The 22,036-nt window shown below is 63.0% G+C and carries 17 protein-coding genes; 3 read left to right on the top strand and 14 right to left on the bottom strand.

Translation table 11 applies throughout. The annotated features are described in order from the left end of the window. Positions 1-3 precede the first annotated feature (3 nt). The 8 genes from ACVWSC_RS14360 to ACVWSC_RS14395 form a co-directional block, all read right to left on the bottom strand. A complete protein-coding gene (locus ACVWSC_RS14360; protein WP_476461632.1) occupies positions 4-1,215 on the bottom strand; it encodes a thiolase family protein in 1,212 nt (403 codons plus the stop codon). A 139-nt stretch (positions 1,216-1,354) separates the two neighbouring features. Beyond that, positions 1,355-3,031, bottom strand: coding sequence for a DUF1302 domain-containing protein (locus tag ACVWSC_RS14365; protein ID WP_476461633.1), 1,677 nt, complete (start codon positions 3,029-3,031; stop codon positions 1,355-1,357). Between the two features lie 72 nt (positions 3,032-3,103). After that, entirely contained in the window at positions 3,104-4,192 is a 1,089-nt protein-coding gene (locus ACVWSC_RS14370; protein ID WP_476461634.1) for an MBL fold metallo-hydrolase, read from the bottom strand. Beyond that, entirely contained in the window at positions 4,185-6,047 is a 1,863-nt protein-coding gene (locus tag ACVWSC_RS14375; protein ID WP_476461635.1) for a long-chain-acyl-CoA synthetase, read from the bottom strand. The genes ACVWSC_RS14370 and ACVWSC_RS14375 overlap by 8 nt, the downstream gene beginning before the upstream one ends. Before the next feature lie 25 nt (positions 6,048-6,072). Beyond that, a complete protein-coding gene (locus ACVWSC_RS14380) occupies positions 6,073-7,146 on the bottom strand; it encodes an alkene reductase (RefSeq protein WP_476461636.1) in 1,074 nt (357 codons plus the stop codon). 9 nt (positions 7,147-7,155) lie between these two features. Continuing rightward, positions 7,156-7,785, bottom strand: a complete 630-nt coding sequence (locus ACVWSC_RS14385) for a nuclear transport factor 2 family protein (RefSeq protein WP_476461637.1) — start codon at positions 7,783-7,785, stop codon at positions 7,156-7,158. 5 nt (positions 7,786-7,790) lie between these two features. Continuing rightward, positions 7,791-8,564 carry an SDR family NAD(P)-dependent oxidoreductase gene (locus tag ACVWSC_RS14390; protein ID WP_476461638.1) on the bottom strand — a complete coding sequence of 258 codons (774 nt, stop codon included), beginning with the start codon at positions 8,562-8,564 and terminating at the stop codon, positions 7,791-7,793. A gap of 14 nt (positions 8,565-8,578) precedes the next feature. After that, a complete protein-coding gene (locus ACVWSC_RS14395) occupies positions 8,579-9,313 on the bottom strand; it encodes an SDR family NAD(P)-dependent oxidoreductase (RefSeq protein WP_476461639.1) in 735 nt (244 codons plus the stop codon). Positions 9,314-9,540: 227 nt separating this feature from the next. On the opposite strand from ACVWSC_RS14395, the gene ACVWSC_RS14400 reads away from it, so the two are divergent. The 3 genes from ACVWSC_RS14400 to ACVWSC_RS14410 all read left to right on the top strand — a co-directional run bounded on the left by ACVWSC_RS14400 (position 9,541) and on the right by ACVWSC_RS14410 (position 13,934). Next, a complete protein-coding gene (locus ACVWSC_RS14400) occupies positions 9,541-10,875 on the top strand; it encodes a spinster family MFS transporter (RefSeq protein ID WP_476461640.1) in 1,335 nt (444 codons plus the stop codon). Between the two features lie 17 nt (positions 10,876-10,892). Beyond that, positions 10,893-11,723: an alpha/beta fold hydrolase gene (locus tag ACVWSC_RS14405; RefSeq protein WP_476461641.1), complete on the top strand. Its 831-nt coding sequence runs from the start codon at positions 10,893-10,895 to the stop codon at positions 11,721-11,723. Between the two features lie 81 nt (positions 11,724-11,804). After that, positions 11,805-13,934 carry an oxidoreductase gene (locus ACVWSC_RS14410; protein ID WP_476461642.1) on the top strand — a complete coding sequence of 710 codons (2,130 nt, stop codon included), beginning with the start codon at positions 11,805-11,807 and terminating at the stop codon, positions 13,932-13,934. A gap of 151 nt (positions 13,935-14,085) precedes the next feature. Here the strand turns inward: ACVWSC_RS14410 and ACVWSC_RS14415 are convergent, their stop codons facing one another. From ACVWSC_RS14415 to ACVWSC_RS14440, 6 genes are all read right to left on the bottom strand, one after another. Continuing rightward, positions 14,086-15,468 carry a DUF1329 domain-containing protein gene (locus ACVWSC_RS14415; RefSeq protein ID WP_476461643.1) on the bottom strand — a complete coding sequence of 461 codons (1,383 nt, stop codon included), beginning with the start codon at positions 15,466-15,468 and terminating at the stop codon, positions 14,086-14,088. Between the two features lie 89 nt (positions 15,469-15,557). Next, entirely contained in the window at positions 15,558-17,246 is a 1,689-nt protein-coding gene (locus tag ACVWSC_RS14420; RefSeq protein WP_476461644.1) for a class I adenylate-forming enzyme family protein, read from the bottom strand. A gap of 3 nt (positions 17,247-17,249) precedes the next feature. Continuing rightward, positions 17,250-18,404, bottom strand: a complete 1,155-nt coding sequence (locus ACVWSC_RS14425) for an acyl-CoA dehydrogenase family protein (protein ID WP_476461645.1) — start codon at positions 18,402-18,404, stop codon at positions 17,250-17,252. Between the two features lie 13 nt (positions 18,405-18,417). After that, positions 18,418-19,605, bottom strand: a complete 1,188-nt coding sequence (locus ACVWSC_RS14430; protein WP_476461646.1) for an acyl-CoA dehydrogenase family protein — start codon at positions 19,603-19,605, stop codon at positions 18,418-18,420. Positions 19,606-19,658: 53 nt separating this feature from the next. Continuing rightward, positions 19,659-20,828, bottom strand: a complete 1,170-nt coding sequence (locus tag ACVWSC_RS14435; protein WP_476461647.1) for an acyl-CoA dehydrogenase family protein — start codon at positions 20,826-20,828, stop codon at positions 19,659-19,661. Positions 20,829-20,838: 10 nt separating this feature from the next. Beyond that, positions 20,839-22,017, bottom strand: a complete 1,179-nt coding sequence (locus ACVWSC_RS14440; protein WP_476461648.1) for a lipid-transfer protein — start codon at positions 22,015-22,017, stop codon at positions 20,839-20,841. Positions 22,018-22,036: the final 19 nt, after the last annotated feature.

The following is a 22,036-nucleotide window of genomic DNA, read 5'->3' on the forward strand; positions in this document are numbered from 1 at the left end:
GGGTCACGCTCCCTGAAGAATCAATGCGGCCTGCTCACTCATCACGCCGCCAGTGCCGGAAACATAGACCGCGTCACAGCGTTCGAGCTGACGCTCGCCGGCCTCGCCGCTGATCTGCGTGACCGCCTCGATCACCTGCGACATTCCACCGGCAGCCCCGGCCTGACCGAAGCTGAGCTGGCCGCCGTGGGTGTTCATCGGGAAGTCGCCACGCCAGGTCAGGTCGTGCTCACGGACAAACTGCATGCCCTGCCCCTTGGCGCAAAAACCGGCATCTTCCAGGGTCAACAGCGCGGTAATGGTGTAGCAGTCATAGATTTGCGCGGCATCGACATCCGTTGGCTTGAGCCCGGCCATCGCGAAGGCGCGGCGTGAGGCCGGGCCAATCGGGGTGTTGAGCATATCCTGGGCATAGGAAGGCGACTTGAACGCCAGGTGCTCGCCGAAGCCGGTGATGAATGCCGGGCGTTTGCGCGCACGCGCCGCGACTTCTTTCGAGGCGATGATCAACGCGGCACCACCGGCTACCGGCATAACAATTTCAAGCACATGCAACGGATCAGCCACGCGCTTGCTCGCCAGCACCTGCTCGATGGTCAACGGCTGGCCGTAGAACATCGCCTGGGGGTTGGCCAGGGCATTGGTGCGCTGGTCAACGGCAATCTTGGCCATGGCCACCGGGTCGTAACCATATTGCGCGGCGTAGCGCTGGGCGATCATCGCGTAGCCGGTGTTCTGGCCCATGTGCCCGTACGGCAGGTCGAATTCGGCCTCCGGGGCGCCAAAGGCGGTGCTATGCCCGCCGTAGCGCATGGCCCGGGCCATGGCGCCGGGGTCTTCGTCGGGGCCCATCGGCGCCAGACGCGCAGGCATCACACACAACACCGCCTGGCACAGGCCCAGCTCGATCGCCGCCGCGGCTCGCCAGACCATGCCCACCGAGGTGCAACCGCCAAGGTCGACTACTTCGGCAAAATTGACGCTCAAGCCCAGGTATTCGGCGGCCATGGCCGGCACGAACACCGAAGCTTCATGAAAGTGCGGACCGTTGATCACCAGACCATCGAGGTCTTCGGCACGCAATCCGGCATCGCGCAGCGCTTGTGCGGCCAGGTCGGCCACCTGTTCAAGGTGAAACATGCGCGGCGCTGTGGCGTATTTTTCCGGTTTGTATTGAGCGGCACCGACAATCGCCGCATGACCTTTAAGACCCATGTATCCCCCATTCGAAGGCTGTGTGCTTGAGGTTTTTGTGGTACGACCATGCCACAGATTGCGCGGTAAATGATCGTCCGTTTTGACTAGTACACCGAGCAGCGCCAGGATCGCTCGAACCCTGGCGCCTGCACGGTGATCAGAAGCTGTACTTGATCGAGAACGTACCGTAGTCGCGGTCCGCCAACAGACGCTTGACCGGGTCTGCCTCGCCCAGGTACCCGGTGACACGCAGGGCGACTTCCAGGTTACCGAGGTACTTGAAGGTGGTGCCCAGGCTCAGGCGGCGGTCGCCCTGCAAGCCGGAAATGGTGCCGGCCATCGGTGTAGCACCACTGAACACGTTGGAAAAGTTCACCGGCACTTCCAGGTCCCAGCCTTCGAACACCCCCGGGTAGCTGAAGGACGCACCCAGGGTGTAGGCGCTGGCGGTTTTGCTGCGCCAGGCGTTGGCAGTCTTGTAGGTGTAGTCGTCGGATGCTTGCACCAGCGGGCGCATCGACGGAATCAGGCTGTTGCCCAGGGCTTGCAGGTTGGGCGCCGCCGACGCTTCATCGACGCTGTCGACGCGCACATGGACAATCTCGGCGGTCAGCGAGGTCTGCGCCGCCCACGGCCGGTCACCGAGGATACGGATGGCTGACAGCTGCATCTGCTGGCCCTTGCCACGCGCCGGAGTCGGGCCCAAGCCGGTGTTGACCATCACCGGCGCACCATCGCGGTAGGACCACTCCGCGCCAACCTGGGTTTCGCCGATTTTGGTCGAGGCACTGATACCGGTCAGTTTGATGTCTTCAAAATAGGTAATGCGGTAGCCATCCGGAACCCCGGCAAACACACCCGGGGCCACGGCGATGGGCTGATAGCCGACCAAGGCAGTGGCGGGGTTCTTGTCATGATAATTGACATGAAACAGTGACAGCTCCAGGGCCGGCACTGGGCGAAAGCGCACTTGCGCGCCCCACTGGCCACTGTCGCGGGGTTCATCGGTGCCGCGGTAGTTGATCCGCGAGCCGTTGGCGCCAAGGATGAATTCCCGCCCCGGGCCGACCACGTCACTGGTCGACAGGTAGCTGCCCACCGGCGGCAGCTCGGTGCCCATCCATTCGTATTGCACATAAGCGCCCAGCGTCCACTGCGGGTTGATCCGGTAAGACGCCGAGACCTGGCCGACCGGTAACAGCACTTCCTTGACCTCGACCCCGGGCTGCGCCGCCTTGACCGCATCGGACGGGCTCTGCACGCCGCTGACGCCGGGGTAGAACAGGCTTTCACCCCACGACTCGATATGCCGCCCGGCCTTGACATCGAGCATCGAATCGTTGGCAAAGCGCCACCCGCTGAACACATAGGCGTCGAGGAACTTGCTGCGCCCACCACTGTAGTACTTGGTGTCGCTGGTGAATTCGTTGTGATCGCCGGATTTGTTGACCGTCGCTGGCGAGTCGTTGTCGTTGGAGCGATGGTAGACATCATCGTAGAAGGTACTGGCACGCAGCACAGCACCGTAGTTGTCCTTGCGCAGGATCATCTCGCCCAGGGCGCCGATGCGGTTGGTCACCAGGCTGCCTTTGTCGAAGTTACGGTCGCCATCGTCGGCGTTGAGGGTCAACAGCTTGCTCGACGGGTCCGACAGGCGCACGCCCAGGCCGTAGCTGGTGGTCACCGTCCAATCCAGCGTCGCGCCGTTATCGAACTCGATGGTTTCACCGGACCATGCCGGCGTCGACGCCAGCGCGATCGCCACCACCAGACCCGACAGTTCAACGCCCGATACCGCTGGGCCAGCACCATATTTGTTGTTGTTATTAGTCACACTGCCTCTCCCGATAAACGACCCGACGGTCGTGCAAAAGTGCAAGAACACCACTGGTTACCCACTGCCCGCTCAGAGCTGCCCTAGCACCGACTGAGCGCTGACTCCCGCCGGCGTGCGTGTGTAACGGAACACGCCGGCGTTTTCCTCTCGCAGCAACTGGCCTTGCGCAATCAGGTAATTGACATGCGCCAGGGTCTCGCCAATCGCCATCAGTTCATCGAAACGTCCGCTCACCTTGGGAAACAGCTCGGCCATCAACTCCAGCGCACTGCGCGGCGCCGTACAGGCGGCCAGCAGTTGCTGCAGGTGCAGCTGGTGATGGGCGTGTAGCTGGTCCAGGCGTTGATGCAGGTTGAAGAACGGCCGCTCATGCGCTGGCAGCACCAGTACGCTGTCGGGCACCGCACGCAAGTGTTCGAGCGAATCCAGCCAATCGCGCAGCGGGTCGGCATCGGGCTCGGTGACCTGTACACAGACACTTGAAGTGATGCGTGGCAGCACCTGATCACCGGAAATCAATAACTCGTCTTCGGCGCAGTACAGGCAGGCATGTTCCGGTGAATGACCGCGGCCGATCAGCACCTGCCAGCGCCGCCCGCCAATGTTCAGTTGGCTGCCTTCACGCAGGCGCTGATAGCTGGTCGGCACCTGTGGGCGAAAGTGCGCTGAACCCAGCACCGGCAATAACGCCTCGCTCTGCGTCTGGCTGAAACCGGCGCGCCGGTAGTGCTGGAAAAACGCCCAGCCACTGCTGGCATCGCTCGGCGTCCCCAACTGATGCATGGCCTGGTATTCACTGGCGGTCATGAACACCGGGCAGCGGAAGCGCTCGGTCAACCAACCGAGCACCCCGACATGGTCCGAGTGAAAGTGCGTGCAGATCACCGCAGCCAGCGGCAAGCCCGCCAGCGCCGTGGCGAACAGCCCTTCCCAGACTTCACGGGTTTGCGCGTTGTTCAGGCCGGTATCGACGACGACCCAGGCCTCACCGTGGCGCAGCAAATACAGGTTGATATGGTCGAGCCCGAACGGCAGTGGCATGCGCAGCCACAGCAGCCCTTCGGCCACCTGCTGCACCTCGCCGTTGGCCGGTGGCTGCGGCCAGGGGAAGCGCAGGCCAGCGCGCCATTCATGCCCCTGGGCATCCAGGCTACTCACTGACGTCACCAGCAAAGGCGGCCAGGCCGATTCGCGTCAGCACCTCGCTGCTGTACGGCACGTAGCTGCGGCTGCTTTCGTCGCGGATAAACAGCGGGTCGCTGAACGCCGTCGGCGCGTAACCCTGTCGTTGCAGGTCGACCTTGCGCAGTTTGAAGGTGCTGGTCAGGTCTGCCGCCGCCGACACCCGCACAAACACCGGCGCCGCGTAGCGTGGCAAACGTGCCTCGGTCAATGCATAGAACGCTTGCGGGTCGAACTGCTGGCCAGGCTGCATCAGCACTGCGGCCATGCCAGCGCGCCCCTCTTGCCCGGGCACCTGCACCCCGTAAATGTTGATCAGTTCCAGCCCGGTAAAGTCGCCCAGGGCTGCGGCCACTTCCAGGGTCGAGACGTTCTCGCTCTTCCAGCGGAAGGTGTCGCCGATGCGGTCGATGAAATAGAGGTAGCCGTCTTCATCAAAACGCAGCAGATCACCCGAGCTCCAGTAGGCATCGCCCTGGCGGAAGACGTTGCGGCGGATCTTGCTGTTGGTGGCCTCAGCCGAGGTGTAACCCTCGAAGCGGCCACCGCCGATCTGCGGGTGATCAATGATCAAGCCCAGGGCTTCTCCCACCTCACCCACCGCACACAGTTGGTAAAAGCCGTGCTCATCGCGGGGATGGCTGTCGCTTTCAACGTCGTAGCGCACCAGGCGCAAGTTGCTCTTGTCCCAGAACGGCACGCGCCCGCAAGCGCCGAGGTAGTTGTCGACGTTGACCACATTGGTATTGGACTCGGTAGAGCCCCAACCTTCGAACACCTGGACCGGGCCGAAACGCTGCACCCAGTTGTGCCAGGTTTCCCGCGTAAGGCCAGCGCCGAGCATGCAGCGCAGGCCATGTTCACGTTCTCCGGCGACAACCGGCTGATTGAGCAGGTAGCGGCAGATTTCACCGATGTACTGGAACACGCTGACCTGATGCTCGCGCACGTCTTTCCAGAATTCACGCACGCTGAACTTGCGCCGCACGACGATCGCCGCACCGGTTTTCAGCGCGGTCGAGGTCACTGAAGTTGCCGCTGCGCCGTGGTACAGCGGCAGGCAGCAATAGAACACGTCGCTGGGCGTGGTCTGCAGGGTGATTTCCATGATGTCGCCGGTCGACATCCAGCGCATATGGCTGTAACGCGCTGCCTTAGGCAAGCCTGTGGTGCCAGAGGTGAAAATCAGCAGGCTCGGTGATTCAGCGCTGAGGTCGGCACGCAGATCACGCGGGAATGGCGTGCGCGGTGCCTGCCCGAGCGCTTCGCCAAGGCCCGTATCGACGTGCGCAGGCATCGCACCCGACCACGGTTGCTCGGCATCTTCGACCAGCCACAGGGGCAACGGCGGCAACCCTTCGGTGGCGAGAAAGTTGCCCAGCAGCTCTTCGCCAACGATTATCGCCTTGGCATCGATTGCCTGCAGCGCATGCACCAACGGCCGGCCACTGACCTGGGTATTGACGAAGCCCACCACCACACCGAGCTTGACCAGGCCGAACCAGCAACAGAAGAACGCCGGACGGTTCTCCATGGCCAGCGCGCAGACATCGCCGGGGCGCAGGCCACGGGCATGGAAAACATGGGCCAACTGATCAGCGCGGGCGTTGATCTGCGCATAGCTCAAACGCTGCTCGCCATAAATGATGAAAGGCCGTTCAGCGTGGCGCTGCGCCTGCTCCTCAAGGCGATCGGCAAGCGTATAGCGATCCGCCGGTTTGATCCGCGCGCTGGCTTCGGCCCGGCGATCGAGGATGGCCTGCGTCTGTTCGCGCGGCACAACCCCGCGATCAACACTGGACAGCAGGCTGGCGTTATTGAAATTGTTCATCCCTACCTCCGATAAAACCGGCTATTCATGCAGTTGCCTGGGCGTAATCCGGATAGTCCGAATAGCCAGGCGCTCCCTTGGTATAAAGTGTCTTACGGTCAAAACCGGCCAGAGGCAGGCCAGCGCGCAGGCGCTCGACCAGGTCCGGGTTGCCGATAAAATGCCGGGCGAACGACACCGCCTCACCCTGCCCGGCGGCGAGTGCCGCGGCGGCTGAAGGCCCGTCGAATCCGTCGTTGAGAATCAGCCCGCTGCCGCTATGGCGCCGGGCCAGGGCAAAGGCATCCAGCCCGGTCACTGGCGAGCGCATGATGTGCAGGTAGGCCAGGCCCAGTGGCTCGACCCGCTCGCAGAGGACTTGGGCGGTGGCTGCCGGGTCGGCGTCGCTGATGTCGTTGTACGGGTTACCCGGACACAGGCGAAAACCCACGCGCCCCGCTCCGATCACTGCCGCCATCGCCGCCAGCACTTCAGCTGCAAAGCGCACGCGGTTTTCGACCGTGCCGCCATAGCCATCCCGGCGCTGGTTGCTGCCGGAGGCCATGAACTGCATCGGCAGGTAACCGCTGGTGCAATGCAGCTCGACCCCTTCAAAGCCCGCTTCACGAGCGTTCATGGCTGCGCGGCGGTACTGCTCGATCACGGTTTCGATACCTTCCAGGCTCAGGGCCTGAGGCTCATCGGTATCGACCAGGCCGGCGCCGTCACAGAACACCTGAGTGCGTGCGCGGATCGCCGACGGCGCGACGGTCCGCGCCCCGGCCGGTTTGTTCTGCCAACTGGCGGCGCGGCCAACGTGCATCAACTGCAGCACCATGCGCCCACCGGCGTCGCTCACTGCGCGGGTAACTTGCTGCCATCCCTGAATGTGCGCGCGGTCATAAATGCCCGGGGTGCGGCAGTAGCCCAGGCCGTCGGCGCACGGCGCGGTGCCTTCGGCAATGATCAGCCCGGCACTGGCGCGCTGGCGGTAGTAATCCACCATTTCCGCACTGGGCACCGCTTCGACGCTGGCACGGCTGCGGGTCATTGGCGCCATGACAATGCGGTTGCTCAACTGCAGTTCGCCCAGGCGCAGCGGTTCAAACAAAATGCTCATCGCAAGTCCTCAGCGCACACGAATATTCGGCGCCGCAGTGCCGCGTCGCAGGGTGGCCAGAAAGTGTTCCAGCGGCGCGGCCGCAGCGACCTCGGGCAACTGTTGCTTGTCCGGGCGTGTGGCCCAGAACTCGGCCCAGGACGGGAACAAGTCGTGGAAGCTGCCGGCATAGGGTTCACGCCCCGGCCAGCGCATTTTTCGATCGCCAATCGGCGGTTTGTTGAGGTCGCTGGCGTACCAGTAGCACGGCAGGCGGCGGCGGAAGTACCAACGGCCATCAATACGCTGGTAGTCATCCCAATAGAGCATTTGCATGGTCACCCACTCAGGGCCGGTCTCATGCTCGTTCTTGGAATACACCACGCCGACAGCGTTATCGGCGTCAATCAATTCGATGAGGTGCTGGCCCAGGTGATGCGAGGTGCCGCTGAACTGATCGCGCAAGGTGGCATCGACCCAGGCTTTGAGGTGCGCGCGGCCGGTTTTTTCGCGGCCGACGCGGACATCTTCGGCAAACAGGTTGACGTGGGCGTCGAGGTCGCGCATGTCCAGTGACAGCGAGTACTTGGCCGCCAGTTGCCGAATCTCTTCGATCGACTCCAGCCGATCGATACGCGCCAGCAAGGTGTTGCTCTGCATGTTCATCACTCCAGCACCGTGTAGAGTTCAGAACTGCGCCCGCCGTCCACCGGCAGGCACGCGCCGGTGATATAGGACGCCTCGTCACTGGCCAGAAACAGAATCGCGTTGGCCACTTCCTCGGCCTCGCCGATGCGCCGCAGCGGTATCAGTTTCTCGGTGTTGCCACGGGCCTTGGTGTCGGCCAGCATGCCTGCAGTTGCCGGTGTCGCGATAACCCCGGGGATCACCACGTTGCAACGAATCCGTTTGGCCGCCCCTTCACTGGCCGCCGCGCGACTGAAATTGATCACCGCGGCCTTGGCAGCCGAGTAGCCGGCCATCCACGGCGTGCCGAACAGTCCGCAGATCGAGGCGATGTTGACGATCGAACCGCCGCCCTGGGCGTTCATCAGCGCCATGGCCGTGCGCGTACCCCAGAAGGTGCCGTCCACCGTGGTGGTGAAATTGGCGCGCCAATCACCGGTGCTGGTGCTGTCGATCGCGCCCCAGGTGTAGGCCATGGCGTTGTTGACCAGGATGTCCAGGCGGCCATGGTGCTGCGCGGCAGCTTCGATGGCGCCGACAAAGGCCTGCTCGTCACTGACATCGGCAACACAGCAGTGGGCCTGGCCACCGGCTTCGATAATCGCGCTGGCCACCGCCTGCAAGGGCGCCAGGTTGCGCCCGCAGAGCACCACGGTGGCGCCCTCCTGGGCAAAGCGCTGGGCCGTGGCGGCACCGATACCGGAGCCGGCACCGGTAATAAAGGCGATTTTGTCTTGCAGTCGTCTGCTCATTCCCTGCTCCGCGTTCAAATGAAGGCCATGCCGCCGTTGACGGCGAGGTTCTGACCGGTAATGAAACTGGCGTCTTCGCTGGCCAGGAACACGGCGGCGCGGGCGACGTCATCGCTTTCGCCCATACGCCCGAGGGGAATCGCCTTGAGCATGCCCTGCAGCCACTCATCGGGGATGTCGGCCATCATTGGCGTGTTGGTCGGGCCGGGCACCAGGGTGTTGACGCGAATACCGCTGGCGGCCAGCTCCCGCGCCATGCTGCGGGTCAGCCCCATTACCCCGGCTTTGGCCGCGCAGTAATGGCTGGGGCCTTCGCCGGTCATCGCCGCGGTGCTGGAAATATTGATCACCGCACCCTGGGCGCCGCGTTTGCGCATCAAGCGCACGCCTTCGCGGCTGCACAGAAACGTTCCGGTGAGGTTCACTGCAATGACGCGCTGCCAGTGCGCATCCGGCGTGTCGACAAAGGCGTCGACCGAACCAACACCGGCGTTATTGACCAGAATGTCGAGGCCGCCAAAACGCTCCTCGATCTGCTCCATTGCCGCCACCACCGACGCGCTGTCGGCGACATTGCAGGCCAGTGCCAGAGCGTTTTCACCGAGGCCTGCGACGGTCTGCTCGGCGGCCTGCAGGTTGATGTCGGCCGCCACCACCCGTGCGCCGGCCTGGGCAAAGCGCTGGGCAATGGCCCGGCCCATGCCTTGTCCGGCGCCGGTAATCAGGGCCACTTTGTTCGCTAACTTCATCGTTGCTCTCCCGCAAGCCTTGGCTTCCCCGATCACCGGCGCAACTGGCGGGATGATCGGGCACGGGACGCATCATTAACCCTGTACAAAAGCGCAACATCGTCCGATAAGACTACGCACCTGCGCTTGCACACTGCGTCGCAAACAAGTGGTCTGAACGGACGATGTGCCCGAATGCAATCGGCGCCACGCTCCTGCTCACTAGAACAAAACCGGGAGCACCCGCCGTGAATTCTTCGATCCGCGTCACCTGGCGTACGCACTACGCACTGTTCGTGCTGGCCGTGATTTACATCTTCAACTACATCGACCGGCAGTTGATGGCGATCCTGATCGAGCCGGTCAAGGCAGAGTTCGGTATCTCCGACACTGGCATCGGCCTGCTCTCGGGCGTGACCTTTGCGGTGTTCTACACCCTCTTCGGCTTTCCACTGGGGCGCCTGTCCGATCGAATCGGGCCGAAACCGGTCATCGCCGCCTGCTGCATTGCCTGGAGCGTGATGACCATGGCCTGCGGCCTGGCCACCAGCTTCTGGCTGCTGGTGTTGGCGCGCATCGGTGTGGCGGTCGGTGAGGCCGGCGGCACCGCGCCTTCGGTGGCGATGGTGTCGCAGCTGTACCCGGCGAAAAACCGCTCCACCGCACTGTCGATTCTGATGCTGGGCTCCAGCTTCGGCGCGATTTTCGGCCTCGGCTTCGGCGGCTGGATCGCCCAGCATTACGGCTGGCGCTCGGCGTTCCTGTTCATTGGCGTACCGGGCATCGTGCTCGGGCTGATGCTGTGGCTCACCGTGCGCGCCCCGAAAGTTGCCAGCGACGTGCAACTCAAGGTTGAAGTGATCCAGGAAGGCTGGGGCAAGACCGTGGCCAAACTGATGGAAACCCCATCGTTCCTGTGGCTACTGCTGACCGGTGCTTCCAGTGCAATCGCAGGCTACGCGATTGGTACCTGGAGCCCGAGCTTCCTGATCCGCTCCCACGGTTTGAACCTGCAGGACGCAGGCTTTCTGGTAGGCGTGGTCGGCGGTACTGGCGCCACCTTCGGTACCCTGGCCTGCGGCATCATTTCTGACCGCATGGCCCGCCGCGATGCCGGCTGGCAAATCGGTGTGCCGCTGCTCGCCACCCTGGTGAGCATTCCGTTTGGCTTGGCGTATTTCCTCTGGCCCACCGGCATCCTGTTTCATCTGGGCAGCACACCGGTGCCGACCGCCTTCCTGTTCTATGCAGGCTTTGCCTTCTTCGGCACCTGGTGGGCAACTCCCTGCCTGGGCGCCGTTACCCATTTGTTCCCGGCGCCGCGTCTGGCCCAGGCCACATCGATTTTCGTCATGGCCATGACCCTCTTGGGTGTTGGCGTTGGCCCGCTGTTGATCGGTGTGCTCAGTGATCTGTTTGCACCGTCGCTGGGCACTGAAGCACTGCGCTACGCCCTGGCCACCTCGATCTCGATGCTGATGCTCTCGACCGTATTCCTGGGCATGGCCCTGCCCCGCTACCGCGCGCAAATCATGCGCACGGCAGCGCCGATTGCCACCCCTGAAAATGCCGTAACTGCCTGATCAATGGAGATTCGAAGATGTCAGAACAAGACCTACCGTTGCCTACCGGCCACTTCGTCACCCTCGACAACGGCCTGCGCCTGCACTACCTCGACGAAGGCAGCGGCCCGGTTGTGGTGTGGCTGCACGGCAGTGGCCCCGGAGCCAGTGGCTTCAGCAACTTCAAGGGCAACTACCCCGACTTTGTGGCTGCAGGCTTTCGCAACCTGGTGATCGACCTGCCCGGCTTCGGCCGCTCCGACAAGCCGGATAACGTCCAGTACAACCTGGATTTCTTCGTCAGCGCCGTGTCTGGCCTGCTCAAGGCCCTGGACGTGCAGCGCTGCACCTTGCTCGGCAACTCCCTGGGCGGCGCGATTGCCATCGGCCTGGGCCTGGCCGAGCCGCAGATACTCGACAAGCTGATCCTGATGGCGCCCGGCGGTGTTGAAGAGCGTGAAACCTACTTCAAGAAAATCGGCATTCAGCGCATGGTCGAACTGTTCAATGCCGGGCCGCTCGACATCGACAAAATGCGCCAGATCATGAGCCTGCAACTGTTCGATGCCTCGCAACTGCCCGACAGCCTGCTGGCCGAGCGTGTCGCGGTAGCGCAGTACCAGCCGCGCTGCCTGTTTTCGACGATGATGGTGCCGAACATGACCGAGCGCCTTGAGGAACTGCGCGTACCGATCCTTGGTTTCTGGGGCACCAACGACAACTTCAACCCGGTCGGCGGCGCGATGAAAATCCTCGACAATGCCCCTGATGCCCGTTTTATTCTGCTCAACCGCTGCGGGCACTGGGTTCAGGTAGAGCACCGCGAGCTGTTCAACCGATCGTGCCTTGAGTTCCTGCAACAAGCCTAGGGATTGTACGAACAGAGCCTGCGCCAGCGGCAACCTTGTCGCTGGCGCCTCGACAGGCCGCCACTAAGGGCTGACATAACAATGACAAAATTGTCCCATCTGCTTGCGCCTGGCCGCATCGGCCCCCTTCAACTACGCAACCGCATCATCATGGCGCCCATGGGCTCCAACTTCGCCGAAGCCGACGGGCACTGTGGCGAACGCATCCAGGCCTACTACGAAGCACGCGCCGAAGGTGGCGCCGGCTTGCTGATCATGGGCGTTTGCGCCGTGGCCTTTCCCGCCGGAACTGCCGAGCCGTACCAGGTTGGCGTTTCTTCCGATGAATTCATACCCGGCCTGAGCCGCCTGGCCGAGCGCGTGCACAAGCATGGCGCGAAGATCGCCATGCAGCTGCAGCACGCCGGTAAGAACGCCATACGCGACATGGCCGCAGGCCGGCCATTGTGGGTGCCGTCGATACCACCGGCCAGCAGTTCCGACATGATGCAAGCCTTGACCCCTGAAGAGCTCGCCTCCTTTGTCAGTGCCGTACGCGGCCGCAAGGGCGGCATCAGCCTGCGGGTGATGGACCACGACGACATCGCGCAGATGGTCGAATGGTTCGCTGCCGCTGCCGAACGGGCACAGCGCGCCGGTTTTGATGGCGTGGAAATCCATGCCGCGCACAACTACATCATCGCCGGGTTCCTCTCGCCCTATTACAACCAACGCGACGACGCTTACGGCGGATGCCTGGAAAACCGTGCACGCCTGCTGCTTGACGTGCTGGCGGCGGTGCGCGAGCGGGTTGGTCCGGGCTTTGGCGTATGGCTGCGGCTGGATGCCGAAGAGATGCACACCCCCGGCGGTATCACCCTCGACGATGCCAAGGCGGTTGCACGCCTGGCTGAGCGTGCGGGTGCCGATGCGGTCAGCGTCTCGGCCTATGCCATGACCAGCAGTGGCGTGGCCTTTACCGAAGCACCGCTGGTGCAAAAGCCTGCAGCGTTTCTCGAATGGACAGCGGCGATCAAACAATCCGTGAGCATCCCAGTGATCGCGGTGGGACGGCTTGAGCCCGACGCCGGTGACCTGGCGATTGCCGCCGAACAGTGCGACTTCATTGCCATGGCGCGCAAGCTCCTGGCCGATCCGCAGTTGCCGAACAAATTGATCGCCGGTCAGCCTGCGGCGATTCGACCGTGCATCTATTGCTACGTGTGCGTCAGCCAGATCTTTATCAATGAACGGGTCAAATGCGCAGTCAACCCGCAGACCGGTCATGAAAGCCAGTACCTCATCACCCCGGCGGCCACCGCACAGCATGTGGCGGTGATCGGCGGTGGCCCGGCGGGTCTGGAGGCGGCGCGCGTGGCGGCCTTGCGTGGCCATCGCGTGACCCTGTTCGAACGTAGCGAACGCCTGGGCGGCACGCTGTTCTTTGCCGCCCTGGCCTACCCCGAGAACGGCCGCCTGCTCGACAACCTGCTGTACCAGGTCAGGCAGTTGCCCATCGAGGTACGCCTGAACAGCAACGTAGAGGCTGCCCTGCTGCGTGACCTGGGGGTCGATCAAGTCATAGTCGCGACCGGCGCACAGCGCGCAGCCCCGGACATTCCCGGTGCTGGGCAGAACCATGTGTGGAGTGGAGATGAACTGCGACGGCTGCTGACCGGTGACCGCGCCGAAGCGATTGCCCGGCGCAAGTTATCGCTGACCCAGCGCACCCTGATGAAGGCCGGAAACCTGATCGGCGTTACCGACAGTACCGAAGCCATGCAAAAGCTTTCACGCGTGTGGATGCCCTTGGGCAAGCGTGTGATCATCATCGGTGGTGGGCTGGTGGGGCTGGAACTGGCGGAGTTCCTGATTGCCCGTGGGCGTCAGGTGTGCGTGCTGGAAAGCACCGGTCACTTGGGCCGGGAACTGGCGATTGTACGGCGTTGGCGGGTGCTACACGGTATTCGTGTGCATGGAGGGCAACTGCTGACCGACGTCAACGTCACCGCCATCGAAGGCAACCGTGTGCGTTATCACAATGCCGAAGGTGAAGCCGCCGAGGTGCTGGGTGATTCGGTGGTGCTGGCCAGCGGTGCAATGCCTGACACCAGCCTGGCTGATGCCCTGAGCGGTGCTGGGCTCAAGGTTGTCAGCATTGGTGATTGCCAGAGCCTGGGCTACATCGAAGGCGCCATAGCCGCCGGTAATCGTGCAGGCCGAGAGGCTTGATGTAGGAGCGGGCTTGCCCCGCGATGCGATGTAACAGACAAATCGCATCGCGGGGCAAGCCCGCTCCCACCAGCACAACCACTCCATCCCGCGCGAAACAAAAAACCCCAGGCTTTCACCCGGGGTTTTGTTGGCTCAACAGCCCACTAACTCAACGTCCCATCGCCCTCGCCGCATCGGCGGTGTACATGTCCGGGGTGAATTTGGCCTCGTTGAGAATCGGCCCTTTCTTCGCTTCGTTGGTCATCGCGTAACCGGTGTACTGCCCCGAGTTCAGGTCCATGAAGAACTGTGAACCGGCCTGCCAGGCACTCATGTCCGGGTGGTAGTAGTAGTTGATCATCGCGTGCTTCCACAACGCGCCACGGCTGTCATAGTTGTCGGAAAGCACCGAGTTCCAGGTGTCTTCGTCGATAAACAGCACACGCTTGCCGTAGACATGGCGGTAGCCCTCTTTCAACTTGGCCTCGAGCACCCAGACACGGCGCAGTTCATAGCGCATGTACTCGGGGTTGGGGTGGTTGGGGGTGAGCATGTCGGCGTATTTGATGTTTCCGCTGTTAGGCTTGAAGGCGTTGGCCGGGATGTACACTTCACGTTTGCCTACCAGCGTCCAGGTAAAGCGCTCTGGCGAACCGTTGTACAGGCGGTCTTCGTCAACCGTCATGGTGCCGTTGGTGCCGATCATCGGTTGGTCGTAGCCGTAGCCAGGCAACTGCCGCACACGCCGGGTAGACGGGCTGTAGCTCCAGGCTTGACGGGGGTTGGCGAGGAAGTTGTAGGGCTCTTGCGAAATACTCACTACACCGTTGTCACGCGCAGGTTTCAACGTGGTGTTCCAGCTCATGGCCTGCACCGCACCTTCGGTTTTCGGCTCGACGGTTGGCGAGTTGGCCTGCGACAAGTTACGCGCATGGGCACGGCCCCAGCCGATGCTGCCGTTAGGCAGTACCGAGGCCAGGTCGCTGATCTTTTCTTCGGTGTAGGCACGTGCCGGCAGTTGATGGTTCCACAGCAGTTCCATGCCGTTTTTCGGAATCGGGAACGGTACCTGGCCAATCCCTTCAACGCCCATGCCGTCATCGACCAGTTTGGCGCTCAAGGCGTTTTTCATTGCCCGCTCGCACACGTAGTCCGGGTAACGGAAATCGCGGTGGCCTGGGTAGATGTTCATTTTGTAGGTGGTGGGATAGCGCTTGAACAGTGCCTTCTGACCCTCGGTCAAATGGCTTTGGTACTGTTCCATGTTCTGCGCGGTGATCACCAGGATCGGCTTCTCGTCGGCGTACGGGTCGACCGGTTGATCGCCGGAGAATTTCACGTGCTTCCAGCCTGGAACTTCGCCCAGGTATTTGCCGGTGTAAGGCGGGATGGTGCCTTCGGCGTTACCGGCTTGTTCGGCACCGACACAGGTCAGTTCTTTGCCGAGTTTGGCTGCCTCTTCAGGCGACACTTGCGCAAGTGCGTTGCCTTGCAGGCCGACATTGACGGCCACTGCCGCTACGAACATCACGCCTTTTGTTGTTATTTTCATCGGTTGACTCCTTCGCAGACCAGGACTACTGGGGTAGCTCCATTGTTCCTGATCTGCTGGGGAGAACATCGTCCGGAAAGACTAATCAGTCAGACGCTGACCAACAATTGTTTCAGTTGCGCCTTGATCACTTTGCCCGAAGCATTACGCGGCAGCGGCTCAGGGCGTATGTGCACCTCGGCCGGTACCTTGTAGGCCGCCAGGCGTTGACCGATGAACGCGCACACCTGCTCCTGGCTCGGCGCCGGATGCAGCTCGCTACGCAGTACCAGGACCAGGCGCTCACCCAGTTCCTCATCGGCAAGGGCAAAGGCCGCCGCCTCGGTCACGCCGGGCATTTCGCAGATGCACGACTCCACTTCACTGGCGGAAATCTTCTCGCCGGCCCGGTTGATCAGGTCTTTGGCGCGGTCGGTGATGTACAGGAAGCCCTCGTCGTCCAGATGGCCGATATCACCGGTGTCCAGCCAACCGTCCTGCAAGGTCTCGGCACTGGCGTCCGGCAACTGCCAGTAGGCGTTCATCAGCGTCGGCGAACGCAGCCAGATCAGCCCACTGCGCCCCGTCGGCAACGGCGAGCGCGGGTCGCTACCGATACACACATCAACGATCGGCAGCGGCCAGCCCACCGAATCGGGCTTGTAGACGAACTGATCGCCACCCACCGCCGCGCCGATACCGTTGCTCTCGGTGAGGCCATAGCCACTGCCGCCTATGGCATGCGGCTTGCGCTTGCTGATTTGCGCGAGCAGGCGGCTGGAGGCCACCGCCCCGCCCAGGCCAAGACCGTACAGGCTGTCGCTGTCAGTGCTGTCAAAGCGTGCTGAGCCCAGCAGTTGCTGCATCATCACCGGAGCACCGTTGAACTGGGTGCACTGCTCATCGCGAATCAGGTCGAAGGCCTTGTCCACGTCCCACTTGTACATCAGTAGCAAGCGTCGGCCGCTACGCAGCGCCAGCAAAAACTGCGCATGCAGGCCACTGACATGGAACAGTGGCACCGCCATCAGGTTGGTCGGGGGCAAGCCGCTGGCGATCACCGCCTGAATCCGCTCGGGCGAACTCACGGCGCAGAACGCCGACTGGAACTCCAGTGCCGTCAGTGCCTGACAAATGGCGCGATGGCTAGACAGCACGCCCTTGGCGCGGCTGGTGGTTCCGGAGGTATAGAGGATCAGCGCAGGGTCATCGGGATGGATGTCGATGGCCGGCAAGGCGAGCGCTGGCGCCTCGATCAGTTCCTCGAAACGCTGACAGTTGGCCGCCAGCGCATGCCCGGCCGGGATGCCGACAACAATGCTGAGCAGGCGCTGCGTGAGCAAATCGTCCGCCAACAGCTGCAAGCGCTGTTCATCGCAGACCAGCACCTGCGCCCCGCTGTCCTGCAGGCCGTGGAACAACTCGTCGCGCAGGCCCCAGCTGTTCAGCGGCACGCACACCGCACCACAACGTTGCACGGCAACAAAGGCCACCAGCCAGGCCGGCTGGTTACGCATGGCGATCGCCACCCGGTCACCCTGCTTGACGCCAAAGCGCTGCGCCAGCTGCGCCGCCAGGCGGTCGACCTGATCGAAAAAACCGGCAAATGTCAGCCGTTGCTGCTCCCACAGCAAAAATTCGCGCTCACCGTGTGCACGGCCGGCATCGATGGCCGCCAGCAGGTTTGCTGGCGCATGGCGAAAATAGCGCAGGCCGTCGTTGGCCGAAGACACCACCTCGAACGGCGAACCCGGGCCGATCAATTGCTGCCAGGCGTGACGCCACTGTTCCAGCTTCATAGTTCACTTCTCCAAAGACGCGAACGCGGCGTAGCGTGCGCACTGGAAGTCACTGTCGCCCAGGCATGCCTGGGCCACGCGAATCCGCTTGAGGTAAAGGCCGACATCCAGCTCATCGGTGACGCCGATGCCACCGTGCATCTGCACCGCCTCGTTGCTGACCTGGGCGGCGACTTCACCGGCCTTCCATTTGCCCAGGCTCACCAGGCGCCCACGCTCGGCTGCGCTCAGTGTGCTGTCGTCGAGGGCTGACAGCGCCGCCATCACCGCGCTGCGGGCCAACTGCAGCTCCACATGCAAGCGTGCGGCACGATGCTGCAAGGCCTGGAACGAACCGATCGGCGCATCGAACTGGACACGGGTCTTGAGGTAATCGAGGGTCATGGCAAACAGCTGATCGGCAGCGCCGAGCAGCTCGGCAGCCAGGCATGCACGCCCCCGGTCCAGCGTCTGGTCCAGCGTCGGCCAGGCTGTGCCGAGGCTACCGAGCAGGGCTTCGCAGCCCACCTGCACGGCGCTCAAGCGCAGCCGCGCGCAGTTTCGTGCGTCGATCAACGACAGTGCACTGACCTCCAGCCCCGGGGTGTTGGCCGGCACCAGGAACAGGCTGATGCCCTGCTCTTCACCGGCCTGGCCACTGGTACGTGCCGCCACCAGGTAGGCATCGGCGCCCAGGCCATCGATGACGAAGAATTTCTCGCCTTCCAGCTGATAACCCGCGGGGGTTGCGCTCGCCGACAGTGCTGTGTGCGCAGGGCCGTGGCGTGATTTCTCGTCCAGCGCCAGGGCCAGGCGCTGCTCGCCACTGATCACCGCCGTCAGCCACTGGTCCTGCTGCGCAGCGCTGCCTGCCAGATGGATCAACGAACCACCCAGCACCACGCTGGACAACAAGGGTGAGGCGCAAAGGTTGCGGCCCATGGCCTCGAAAATCGGCCCCAGGCCCATGCAGCCGAATTCAAGGCCGCCCAGCGCTTCGGGAAATGGAATGCCACTCCAGCCCAGGCCCACCGCGTCTTGCCACAGTTGCCGGTCATACCTTGGCGCCGTGCCTGCATCGCGCAGGCGCCGCTGGGCAGCAACCGGGCTGCGCGCGGCAAGGAACTCGCGGGCACTGTCGGCCAACAGGCGTTGCTCTTCGCTATACACCAGACTCATGCTCACACTCCCCTTAAGCGCTTGGCAGGTTCAAGACCCGCTTGGCGATGACATTCAACTGCACCTCCGACGAGCCGCCGGAAATGGTCAGGGCATAGCTGTTGAGCCAGCCGCGGGTGATCGCCAGTTCCTCGCTGCTGAACGGCTCGCCTTCCAGGCCCAGTGCGCGGTAGCCCAGGGCATCGAGGAGGATCTCGAACTTGTCGCGCTCCTGCTCGGTGTGCACCAATTTCATGATCGCCATGATTGCACTGATATCCTGGCCGGCCCTGGCCTCCTCGCCCATGCGTTGTACGGTGAGGTTGTAGGCCTGTTCATTCATCGCACAAGCCTGGGCACGCGCACGCAGGGCCTGGTCGGCCGGCGCCTGGCTGTCGGGCAGGTAGCGCTCGATCAACGGCAGCAGGTGAAAGTGTGTCGGCAGGCTGAATTCGCCGAACTTCGACATCGCCTTGCGTTCGTGTTGCAGCAGGCTCTTGCCCAGGTTCCAGCCACCGTTGAGCGGCCCGATCAACTGGCTTTGCGGTACGCGGACGTTATCGAAGAACACCTGGCAAAAGGCCGACTTGCCGCTGATCAGGTCAATCGGCGCAACGCTGACCCCCGGGCTTTTCATGTCCAGTACGATCAGGCTGATGCCCTGATGCTTGGGCGCCTTGGGATCGGTACGCACCAGGGCGTACATCCAGTCGGACTTATCGCCGTAGGAGGTCCAGATCTTGGTGCCATTGACCACGAAGTCATCGCCATCGGCCACCGCCGAGGTCTTCAGGCTGGCAAGGTCGGAGCCGGCGTTGGGCTCGGAGAAACCCTGGCACCAGCGCACCTCACCGCGGCACATCGGTGGCAGCAGCGCTTGCTTCTGCGCTTCGCTGGCAAATTCCAGCAGCACCGGGCCGAGCATCCAGATGCCCAGGTTGATTTGCGGCGGTCGGCACTTGAGCCGCCGCAGTTCGCTTTCCAGCACCGCGTTGTGCTCGGCGCTCAGCCCGCCACCGCCATATTCACTGGGCCATTGCGGGCAGAACCAGCCTTTGTCACGCATGCGTTCGAACCATAGACGCGCGTCTTCGCTGGGAAACTCGACCTGACGGCCACCCCAGACGATTTCGCCGTCAGGCGTGGCGGTGCGTAGCGATGGCGGGCAATTGGCCTCCAGCCATTGGCGTGTCGCTTGCCTGAATTGCTCGATTGCGCTCATTCGTTCACCTTAAAGGGACGTTATTGTTATTCGCTTCAACGTTACAACCTGACTCAGCGCTGCGTACGCGGCATCCCCAGACCAAACTGGGCGATCAACTCGCGCTGGATTTCATTGGTGCCGCCGCCAAAGGTCAGGTTCACCGATGCGCGCACCTCGTATTCCAGCTCGCCGAGCAGATAAGCCGCCGCAGACCCCGCCCGCGTCAGGCCGCTGGCACCGACAATGGCCGACAGCTTGCGCAGAATCTCGATCGCCGATTCCGAGCCGTACACCTTGGTCGTCGAGGCCAGGGCGACGTCGACACGGTCACGTTCAAGGTCGGCAGCGATACGAAAGTTGATCAGGCGCATGGCTTCCAAGCGGGCATAACACTCGGCCAGGTCGCGCCGCACCCAGGCATGGTCGGTAGCGCGCTGGCCGTGCTCATCGGCACAGCGTGCCCACAGGTAGACCCGGCTGAACAGGCTGACGACCTTGTCTGACCAGGCGCCCAGGCCCAGACGTTCGTGATTGAGCTGTGCGGTGATGAGTTTCCAGCCGCCGTGCAGTTCGCCCACCAGCATATCCCGCGGCACCCGTACGTTATCGTAATACGTGGCGGCTGTGGGGTTTCCCGACGTCGGAATCAAGGTGCTGGAGAAGCCCGGCGCCTGGGTATCGAGAATCAGGATCGAGATCCCCTTGTGCCGCGCTTGCTCAGGGTCGGTACGCGCCGCCAGCCAGATGTAGTCGGCCGAGTCGGCGCCTGATGTCCACAGCTTGCTGCCGTTGACCAGAAAACCGTCTGCGTCTTCGCGGGCGCTGGTTTTCAGCACGGCGAGGTCGCTGCCGGCGCTGGCTTCGGAGTAACCGATGGCGAAGTTGATTTCACCGGCGGCGATACCGGGCAGGAACTTTTCTTTCTGCAGCGCCGAGCCGTGGGCCATCAAGGCCGGGCCGACGGTACTGATGGTCACGAACGGTAAGGGTGCGCCAGCAATGTTGGCTTCTTCGAAGAAGATCAATTGCTCGGTGGCCGCATACCCCTGGCCGCCGTAGGCCTTGGGCCAGCCAACCGCCAGCCAGCCGTCACGGCCGATCTGGGCGATGGTGCGGCGAAACAGCTCGCCGCCTTCGGTGCCGCGCATCTGCCGGCGCAGCTCGGGGGTCATGAGGTTCTGGAAATAGTCCCGGACCTTGAGCCTCAGCGCCTGTTGTTCGGGGGTGAGATCGACGAACATGGGACGCTCCTTATACTGCGCCGAGAATCAGGCCGCTGGTAGGCACGCCGGTACCGGCGGTCACCAACACGTTTTCGACATCGTCCACCTGGTTGACCGCCGTGCCACGCACCTGGCGCACCGCTTCGGCAATGCCGTTCATGCCGTGGATGTAGGCTTCGCCCAGTTGCCCGCCATGGGTGTTGATGGGCAGTTTGCCGCCACGGGCATGGTGGCCGGCGCGGATGAACTCCTTGGCCTCACCACGGCGGGCAAAGCCGAACTCTTCCAGTTGCGGCAATACAAATGGCGTGAAGTGGTCGTAGATCACCGCCGTTTGCAAGGCGTCCGGGCCCAGGCCCGACTGGCCGTACAGCTCCCTGGCCACCACGCCCATTTCCGGCAGCCCGGTGATGTCGTCGCGGTAGTAAGAGGTCATGACCTGCTGCCCGGCGCTGATGCCCTGGGCGCCGGCCTTGATGATCACCGGCTTTTGCTTGAGGTCTCTGGCGCGCTCGGCCGAGGTGATCACCATCGCCACTGCGCCATCGGACTCCTGACAGCAGTCGAGCAAGTGCAGCGGCTCGCAGATCCAGCGTGACGCCTGGTGCTCTTCAAGGGTGATCGGCTTGCCGTAGAAAAACGCCTGGGGGTTGCTCGCGGCAAAATCACGTACCGCCACGGCCACCCGCCCGAAGTCCTCGGAGGTGGCGCCGTAGGTGTGCATATAGCGCTGGGCAAACATCCCGACCCAGGCGGCCGGGGTATGGAAGCCGTGCGGCATATACCAGCCATAGTTGACGTTCTCGAAGGTCGGCGTCGAAGCGAAGCCGTAGCTGCCGGTGCCAAAGCGGTACCAGGAGCGCTCATTCATCGCCCGGTACACCACCACGACCTTGGCCACCCCGGTGGCCACCGCCATCGCCGCGTGCATCACCGGCCCGCAGGCGGCGCCACCACCGTGGGGGACCTGGGAGAAGAACTTGACGTCTTTGCAGCCCAGCAGGCGGGCAATTTCGTACTCCGGTACTTTATCGACCGAATACGAACTGAAGCCTTCGACTTCTGCCGGATCAATACCAGCGTCCTTGAGGGCCGCCAGTGTCGCTTCCATGGCCAGGCGCAGTTCGGTGCGCCCGGAATTTTTGGAAAACTCGGTCGCGCCCAGCCCGACAATGGCGGCGCGTCCGGAAATCGACGAGTTGCTCATCTGTGTTGTCTCCCGCAAA

The organism is Pseudomonas sp. NUPR-002 (genome assembly GCF_056322725.1).

Excerpts from the sequence above, each read along its gene's own strand:
- ACVWSC_RS14360 (WP_476461632.1), bottom strand. The coding sequence starts at position 1,215 with ATGGGTCTTAAAGGTCATGCGGCGATTGTCGGTGCCGCTCAATACAAA.
- ACVWSC_RS14375 (WP_476461635.1), bottom strand. The coding sequence starts at position 6,047 with ATGAACAATTTCAATAACGCCAGCCTGCTGTCCAGTGTTGATCGCGGG.
- ACVWSC_RS14380 (WP_476461636.1), bottom strand. The coding sequence starts at position 7,146 with ATGAGCATTTTGTTTGAACCGCTGCGCCTGGGCGAACTGCAGTTGAGC.
- ACVWSC_RS14385 (WP_476461637.1), bottom strand. The coding sequence starts at position 7,785 with ATGCAGAGCAACACCTTGCTGGCGCGTATCGATCGGCTGGAGTCGATC.
- ACVWSC_RS14390 (WP_476461638.1), bottom strand. The coding sequence starts at position 8,564 with ATGAGCAGACGACTGCAAGACAAAATCGCCTTTATTACCGGTGCCGGC.
- ACVWSC_RS14395 (WP_476461639.1), bottom strand. The coding sequence starts at position 9,313 with ATGAAGTTAGCGAACAAAGTGGCCCTGATTACCGGCGCCGGACAAGGC.
- ACVWSC_RS14405 (WP_476461641.1), top strand. The coding sequence starts at position 10,893 with ATGTCAGAACAAGACCTACCGTTGCCTACCGGCCACTTCGTCACCCTC.
- ACVWSC_RS14410 (WP_476461642.1), top strand. The coding sequence starts at position 11,805 with ATGACAAAATTGTCCCATCTGCTTGCGCCTGGCCGCATCGGCCCCCTT.
- ACVWSC_RS14415 (WP_476461643.1), bottom strand. The coding sequence starts at position 15,468 with ATGAAAATAACAACAAAAGGCGTGATGTTCGTAGCGGCAGTGGCCGTC.
- ACVWSC_RS14420 (WP_476461644.1), bottom strand. The coding sequence starts at position 17,246 with ATGAAGCTGGAACAGTGGCGTCACGCCTGGCAGCAATTGATCGGCCCG.
- ACVWSC_RS14425 (WP_476461645.1), bottom strand. The coding sequence starts at position 18,404 with ATGAGTCTGGTGTATAGCGAAGAGCAACGCCTGTTGGCCGACAGTGCC.
- ACVWSC_RS14430 (WP_476461646.1), bottom strand. The coding sequence starts at position 19,605 with ATGAGCGCAATCGAGCAATTCAGGCAAGCGACACGCCAATGGCTGGAG.
- ACVWSC_RS14435 (WP_476461647.1), bottom strand. The coding sequence starts at position 20,828 with ATGTTCGTCGATCTCACCCCCGAACAACAGGCGCTGAGGCTCAAGGTC.
- ACVWSC_RS14440 (WP_476461648.1), bottom strand. The coding sequence starts at position 22,017 with ATGAGCAACTCGTCGATTTCCGGACGCGCCGCCATTGTCGGGCTGGGC.